A 5,938-nucleotide genomic window follows, 5' to 3' on the forward strand; every position below is an offset into this window, starting at 1 on the left:
AATTTTATCTTGAAAATTTAGCTTTAACACTTTATCTGTGTCATAAGCAAAACCGCAATCTTCTGCTATTATATTAAAAAAGTAACTTGATGAAAATAGATTTTTGAAAAATAAATCTTTATAATTTATATATATCATTTTCGTCAGCATATATCAAGATATTATCTTTTAATGCTGTTATTTGCTGATTTTCTTCTATTTGTGTTGCTTCTCTTGTGTTTATGTTGTATGAAAAGCTACCTTTCTCTCCCCATTTATTGAAAAGTATAGTATCTTTTATAAAGAAATAATCTGAAAGACCTTTTAAGCCTATAAGTTCATTATTCATAAACAATATATGCTCTTGCAATTGTTTTCCTGAATCAAAGAACAAAAAGTTGTCTTTTAAGAAATAAGTAGACACATTATTGATAGTGGAAATTTTTGAATATTTCATATTACTTTGTTATTAAAATTGAATCAAATAGCTTGTAACTTTTGTTATCTATAGAGTTTGTAAAATCTTTCAATGCTTTCTCTCTTTTACTATTATTAAATAATATGGTTTTTAAATTTTCATTTTTCCAGATTATTTCAAAGACATCATTTATTTCTTTTTTAATAGCACTTTGTAATCTTCTTACAACATCCTCTCTAGTAACACCTCTACCTCCTTGTTGGATAATATACAGCTGGTCAAAGTTATCTATTGCTCTTAAATATGCTTTATATTGCCCTAAGTTTTTGAAGCTATTCCTCTCTTTCAAAAATGTACAAATTATCTTTTATATCTTTGATATACAACTTATTACCACTCATATATAAGGGTTGGGGAGGAACTAACTGATTGCGAGTAGTTTTTCTTTCTTCAAAAGGAAGAAGTTCGTATTCCCATACTAACTTTCTCGCCTTGTAATCAAAAATACCTATCCAACCTATCCCTCCATATTCTTTATGTTTAGAACCTATAAAAGTGAAATAATTTCCTTGTAATAAAGGTTTATATACAGACTCATATTGCCCCATTTCTTCAGGGTCTTCCTCGCGAAAATTATATTCTTCTTTTATGGTAAATGTCTGAGTATCTATAATGGTAACCATATTATATGACATACAATACAAATTTCCATCTTCTTCTTTTATATAAATGTGTCCAAAAGCCTTGTTTAAATGATAATTATATTTCTCATCTACTGTATGAGGAGAGGCTACTTTTTGGACTTCCCCTGTCTCTATATCTAAGGCAATAAGCCGACCTAAGTTGGTTACTATCCATAGATAATTGTTAGTAATGCCTAAAAATTCTCCGATTTTATCCTCCTCATCGGGATAAGGAGAATCCCCTAAGGAAGCAATGGTAAATTGCCAAAGTGTTTCTGTATCGGTATTGATGCGCTTTATCTCTCCCTCGAAAATATCATACGCTATAATGATATTTTTTTTCTGCATATAGCTTATATGGGATATACTCTTTGAAAATTAGCTGGTTGATCTCTAAATCAAGAATATTGAAGTAATTTTTGTAATCTTTTTTATCAAGATAATACTTCCAAACCCATTTATCATTAGAAGGAGATAATAAATCTGCTTTTTCAATAGTTTCTGTGAGTATTCCTTCTTCCCATGTTTTCAAACACCTTGCTCCATCTACTGTGAAGATTTTTTGATCTATTGCTATTATGTCTAATGGTACATTTTCTAAAGGTATAAAAACCTCATTAAAAAATATTCCTTTAGTAGGTTCATATACTGAATACACCTCTGTTTTTGGGTCAAAAGCTTTTACTTTTTGGATTTCTTTTATTTTTTTAAACTTCATAAATTAAAATGTTACTTTAATACTTTCTTGAAATGAACTATATTTAGTAGAAGTTGATAATTTTTTAGTTTTTGCGAAGTCTCTTAAGTCTTCAGCTGATTCAATACCCATATTCAACCAAATAGATTTTTTAGCATCAAATACAGCTTCAGCATCTTTAGCTATAGCACTTTCAAGTCTTTCAATAACTTGTTTCCTAGTAATACCTCTACCTCCTTGTTGGATAATATACAGCTGGTCAAAGTTATCTATTTCTCTCAAATATGCTTTATATTGCCCTAAGTTTTGGAAGCTATTCTTCTCTTTCAAAAATGTACAAATTATCTTTTACATCTTTGATATATAGTTTATTACCACTCATATATAAAGGTTGGGTAGCCGCTAAGTGATTGCGAGTATTTTTTCTTTCTTCTTCAGAAATGAGTTCGTGTTCCCATACTAATTTTCTCGCTTTGTAATCAAAAATACCTATCCAACCTATCCCTCCATATTCTTTATGTTTAGAACCTATAAAAGTGAAATAATCACCTTGAAGGAGAGGGGTGTAAACAGACTCATATTGTCCCATTCCTTCTGGGTCTTCTTTTGAGAAAAAATAATTTCCTTTTATAGTAAATGTTTGGGTATCTATAATTGTCCAACCACTTGAGGCAATAGCAAAAATATTTTCAGTAACTTCATCTAACTGAACGCCAAAGCAATCGGTATGGTATTGTACACATCCTGTTTCAATATCTAAGGCAACTAAGCGATACAATTTGGTATAAACCCATAGATTTCCGTTTGCGATACCTACTATTTTATCTATTCTATCCTCTTCATCGGGATAAGGAGAATCCCCTAAGGAAGCAATGGTAAATTGCCAAAGTGTTTCAGTATCGGTATTGATGCGCTTTATCTCTCCCTCGAAAATATCATACGCTATAATGATATTTTTTTCTACATATAGCTGATAGGGAATGCTTTCTTTTAAAATTAGCTTATTGGTCTCCAAATCAAGGATATTATCATAACTATTCCATTCCTTATCATAATAATATTTCAAAATCTGGTTATTATCAGATTTAGAGAATAAATCAGCGTTTTCAATAGTTTCTATGAGTATTCCTTCTTTCCATATTTTCAGACATCCTGCAGCATCCCTAGTAAAGATTCTTTCACCTATTAACTTTATTTTAGAAGGTTCTTCTTCTAATTCTACAAATGTATTATGGAAATATATTCTATTAGGTTCATAAGTTGAATATATTCCTGTATAAGGATCAAATCCTCTTACTTTTTGGATTTTTTTTATTTTTTTGAATTTCATAAATTAAAATGTTACTTTAATACTTTCTTGAAATGAACTATATTTAGTAGAAGTTGATAATTCTTTAGTTTTTGCTAAATCTTCTAACTTTTTATAAGAGCCAATTTTCATATTTAACCAAATAGATTCATTAGCTTTATAGACTCCTTCAGCATCTTTAGCTATAGCACTTTCAAGTCTTTTAATGATATCTTCTTTTGTAATACCTCTACCACCTTGTTGGATAATATACAGCTGGTCAAAGTTATTAATCTCTCTCAAATATGCTTTATATTGCCCTAAGTCTTTAAACATATTGCCTACTTTAGAATAGTTTTTAGTATCTATGAAGATACTAATTTCTCTCTCTTGATTAAATTTATCCAAAGTTTTAGCCTGCCACTTGATATCAAACCTAAAATCACCTGCCTCATCTGCATAAGAAATAAGGTCTTCTAATTCTAATTTTTGCAGGGTGCTATGGAATTTAGCGGGTAGGTAGGATTTGATATTTCGGATTACCTCTAAAGAGGTAGCTCCTGCTTTGAACTTATCACCAGTTTCTAAAAGCTCGTTTAAGAAAGCTACTAATTGTCCTTCAGGAATCTCATCTATGTGCTCTGTAAATAGATGCTTAAGGTCGTCCACAAGGTCATCTATAGGTTTTACGGAATTTTCAGGCACTTTTTGATAGAGTTCTTCAAAACGTTTTGCAAAATCATCTACCTTGTTGAACTTAGCATTTAACTTCTTAATCAAGTTCACCAGGCGGGCATCATTGGTTAAAAAGTCTTTTAACCTATCAACACCTTTGATATCACCTACAAAGCCTAATAAATTCCAGCCCTCTTCTTGCCCTTCTAATAACTTCTTTTCATTATCAGCAAGTTTCTCGAATTTCTTTGATGTCTTGAGCTGTCCTATTCTTCTTTTCCAATCTTGATAACTTTTGACGAGTTGAGTTCTTAAGTTTCCATTCTTCTGGAGAATATTTTTTGTAGTTTGTGGTAGGTTCTTTGCAAACTTATAACCTACTTGTCCAAGATTTTTAATCCCTATAACTCCCATTGCCAAGTTGTAACTGTTTACAACCTGCCCTAAAGAACTATGAGGGTCTATATGTTGTGATACATTCACTCCTATGTCCCCCACAGCTCCCACTACTTCTGCCAGTGCCTAAGCACGACGTACTGTAATACAACTTTGTTGATAATTTTTACTCTTTTTTAACCTCTAATAATTCTTTTATTTTATCAATAAATTTATAAAATTCTTCTATCTGATTTTCAGAGTATCCTTTTCCTTCTAAAGATCTCGGAGATATAGAAAAAAAGATTTAATTCTTTTTTCTCATTATTTCTAAGTATAGATAAATCTTTCTCTAATATTTGATATAAAAAATTTGTTTTTTCATAGTTATTTAATATATTTTTTTTATATTCTTCTTGTGAAGAATATATATCTTTCTCTGAGAAAAGACTTTTTAGTTGCCAAAAAGGAATTTCTTCGATTTTCTTTTCTAATTCTTTTCTCATTAAACCCATTTTATTTTGAATAAGATTTATTATTTCATTCATTTTAATTCTTTTATACTTTTTGTTATTTCTGGGAGATTTATCTTATTTTGCTTATAATCAAAAATTACTTGCTCTATTCCTCCTTTCAAAAAGAAATCTTTAGTTACTGAAGAAGCAGGTTGCCTAGCAGCAACCCCTCTCCAAACATATATTCCTTGAGAAGGTGCTTCTATTTCAATAATTTTTGCCATTCCATTCAGGCATTACTGCTGTACCTCCTATCACTTCTGAAATAGATGTTGGTTTATCAAAAGTCCAATAGTTCCCTTTGGGTAGTGTACTTCCTGTTTGCGAAATATCATCCCAAGGTTTATATCCGTCAAAAACACGATATAATTTAGTTCCTGGCTTTATTTTAATAAATTGAATCCCATTACCTAAATCTTCTATGACTTCTATATTCTCTCTCTTAATCAACTTAGCATTTTTAGCAAATGTTTCTCCTTGATATTTCTTTAATATAAAATCATTATTATTTACTTTTATTTTTATATCACTTTTTATATTATCTACAGAATTTGATATATATTTACCTTTGGTAACACCAAGTATATTCTCATAGTCCCCTATGATTACTTTTTGATGATTTAAACTTTTTGCCTTTTCAAGCCTTGAAAAAAGCTCTAGTTTATTTGAGCTTTTGTTAAAACTACTTTCTAATTTGGAATAGTCCAATCCTTTTTTTACCCATTCTTTAATTTTATTTTTGACATTTATGCCTATTACAGTTTCCAAATCATCTACCCATTTAGCATTTAGAATTATATCATCTATTTTATCTTCAAAGCCTAATAATTTCCAGCCCTCTTCTTGCCCTTCTAATAACTTCTTTTCATTATCAGCAAGTTTCTCAAATTTCTTTGATGTCTTGAGCTGTCCTATTCTTCTTTTCCAATCTTGATAACTTTTAACGAGTTGAGTTCTTAAGTTTCCATTCTTCTGGAGAATATTTTTTGTAGTTTGTGGTAGGTTCTTTGCAAACTTATAACCTACTTGTCCGAGATTCTTGATCCCGATAGCTCCCATTGCAATATTATAAATATCGACAATTTCTCTTAACTCTTTATTATCTCCATTTATTTCTTTAATTGTATTTGCTGTTATATTCCCCACAGCTCCTACAACTTCTGCCAGTGCCCAAGCACGGGGTATCCAATGTACTTTGGTCGCTAAAGCAGTACCTCCACTGATTGCTATTGTTGCTATATCTAAGGTCACTGCAACTCCCTTTTCAAGTGTATCAAGCAGCTCCTTTCGTTGGTAGTAATCCAAAAA

Annotated in this window: 9 protein-coding genes and 1 pseudogene; all 10 read right to left on the reverse strand. The window is 30.5% G+C overall.

The window, feature by feature from the left end; all coding sequences use genetic code 11:
• Positions 1 to 118 precede the first annotated feature (118 nt).
• Positions 119 to 436 (reverse strand): hypothetical protein, encoded by a 318-nt coding sequence (locus HMPREF9071_RS04750; RefSeq protein ID WP_009745447.1) that lies wholly within the window; start codon positions 434 to 436, stop codon positions 119 to 121.
• Position 437: 1 nt separating this feature from the next.
• A complete protein-coding gene (locus HMPREF9071_RS04755; protein ID WP_009745448.1) occupies positions 438 to 746 on the reverse strand; it encodes a hypothetical protein in 309 nt (102 codons plus the stop codon).
• Positions 730 to 1,428 (reverse strand): hypothetical protein, encoded by a 699-nt coding sequence (locus HMPREF9071_RS04760; protein WP_009745449.1) that lies wholly within the window; start codon positions 1,426 to 1,428, stop codon positions 730 to 732. The genes HMPREF9071_RS04755 and HMPREF9071_RS04760 overlap by 17 nt, the downstream gene beginning before the upstream one ends.
• Positions 1,397 to 1,798 (reverse strand): hypothetical protein, encoded by a 402-nt coding sequence (locus HMPREF9071_RS12475; RefSeq protein WP_009745450.1) that lies wholly within the window; start codon positions 1,796 to 1,798, stop codon positions 1,397 to 1,399. Before HMPREF9071_RS12475 ends, HMPREF9071_RS04760 begins: the two co-directional genes overlap by 32 nt.
• Before the next feature lie 3 nt (positions 1,799 to 1,801).
• Positions 1,802 to 2,107, reverse strand: coding sequence for a hypothetical protein (locus HMPREF9071_RS04765; RefSeq protein ID WP_009745451.1), 306 nt, complete (start codon positions 2,105 to 2,107; stop codon positions 1,802 to 1,804).
• The gene (locus HMPREF9071_RS04770; protein ID WP_009745452.1) at positions 2,091 to 3,107 is read right to left on the reverse strand and encodes a hypothetical protein; all 1,017 of its coding nucleotides are present in this window, start codon (positions 3,105 to 3,107) and stop codon (positions 2,091 to 2,093) included. The genes HMPREF9071_RS04765 and HMPREF9071_RS04770 overlap by 17 nt, the downstream gene beginning before the upstream one ends.
• Positions 3,108 to 3,110: 3 nt before the next feature.
• Entirely contained in the window at positions 3,111 to 4,238 is a 1,128-nt protein-coding gene (locus HMPREF9071_RS12480) for a hypothetical protein (RefSeq protein WP_253908259.1), read from the reverse strand.
• 134 nt (positions 4,239 to 4,372) lie between these two features.
• Positions 4,373 to 4,663: a hypothetical protein gene (locus HMPREF9071_RS04785; RefSeq protein ID WP_009745454.1), complete on the reverse strand. Its 291-nt coding sequence runs from the start codon at positions 4,661 to 4,663 to the stop codon at positions 4,373 to 4,375.
• Positions 4,660 to 4,854 (reverse strand): hypothetical protein, encoded by a 195-nt coding sequence (locus tag HMPREF9071_RS04790; protein WP_009745455.1) that lies wholly within the window; start codon positions 4,852 to 4,854, stop codon positions 4,660 to 4,662. The genes HMPREF9071_RS04785 and HMPREF9071_RS04790 overlap by 4 nt, the downstream gene beginning before the upstream one ends.
• Positions 4,838 to 5,938 (reverse strand): annotated as a pseudogene (locus HMPREF9071_RS11785) (hypothetical protein); the annotation flags it as partial. The pseudogene HMPREF9071_RS11785 and the gene HMPREF9071_RS04790, both read right to left, overlap by 17 nt.

The sequence above is a fragment of the Capnocytophaga sp. oral taxon 338 str. F0234 genome, from assembly GCF_000192225.1.
Taxonomy (GTDB): Bacteria; Bacteroidota; Bacteroidia; order Flavobacteriales; family Flavobacteriaceae; genus Capnocytophaga.